Here is a 1,026-nt window from a genome sequence, read left to right on the forward strand (position 1 = left end):
GGATAACAAAGTTGATAGATTATGCGAAAGCTATGAATATAAAGAAGAAAGTTGATCGAATCATAGGGATGTGGATGTAATGATGAATGAAAAGTCAATTTTACAAAAGTTGAAGAATGAATCAAGAAAGAAAAAGTTGCCATATCAATTTATATTGCAATTGTTTTGCCAGGAAGAGTTCCTACGTAGATTATCATATTCAAAACATAAAAACAGTTTGATCTTAAAGGGCGGTTTATTTCTATTTGCATTCAATGATCTAGACGGTAGACCTACAATGGATATTGATTTTTTAGGGAACAATGTATCAAATGATACAAATGAAATGAAAGTCATGATTGATGATATCATTAAAACTAAAACTGACAATAGTTTTATTGAATTACAGGTAAAATCAGTAGAGAGAATTACTGAACAAAAAGAGTATCCTGGGATTAGACTGAAGGTTGTGGCTACAATTTTGAACACAAGGACGCCATTTGACATCGATATTGGCATAGGCGATGTCGTAGTTCCTCGAATAGACTCTATAAATATCCCAACACAATTAGAGAGTTTTGATTCTCCTAATGTTAAATCATACACTCTTGAATCTACCATTGCAGAGAAGTTAGAGGCAATGTTTAGTCGAATGGAAGCGACTAGTCGAATGAAGGACTATTATGATATCCACTACCTTTTGTCAAGATATAATTTTGATGGTGAAACACTGAGTAATGCAATCTATGAGACCTTTAGAAACAGGCAGACAGAATGTACAATAGGAAGCTTAGAAAGAATATCTGGGATATATGAAATTGATGAGATGATTAGAAGATGGAATGCTTTCACGAAGAAAACATTGGGAATCGAATTACCATTCAACGAAGTAGTGGAAGGGATTGTAGATTTTGTTAGAGAACCAATCCAGTCTGTTGAGAAAGGTGAATATCTCAAAAAGAGTTGGAATCACGATGAAAGAAAATACATGGCGTAGATGAACTTCCCAACATTTTCCCAACAATGTTATAGATTGATATCAGTTAA

The 1,026-nt window shown here is 33.4% G+C and carries 1 protein-coding gene; it reads left to right on the forward strand.

The annotated features are described in order from the left end of the window. Positions 1-79: 79 nt before the first annotated feature. On the forward strand, positions 80-976 hold the full coding sequence (locus tag JF818_RS02945) for a nucleotidyl transferase AbiEii/AbiGii toxin family protein (protein ID WP_198890495.1): 897 nt from the start codon (positions 80-82) through the stop codon (positions 974-976). The last annotated feature ends 50 nt before the right edge of the window (positions 977-1,026 follow it).

Source organism: Sphaerochaeta sp. S2, from assembly GCF_016406725.1.
Lineage (GTDB): Bacteria > Spirochaetota > Spirochaetia > Sphaerochaetales > Sphaerochaetaceae > Sphaerochaeta.

What these genes read in the sequence shown, in the direction of transcription:
- JF818_RS02945 (WP_198890495.1), top strand. Translation starts at nt 80, where the DNA reads ATGATGAATGAAAAGTCAATTTTACAAAAGTTGAAGAATGAATCAAGA.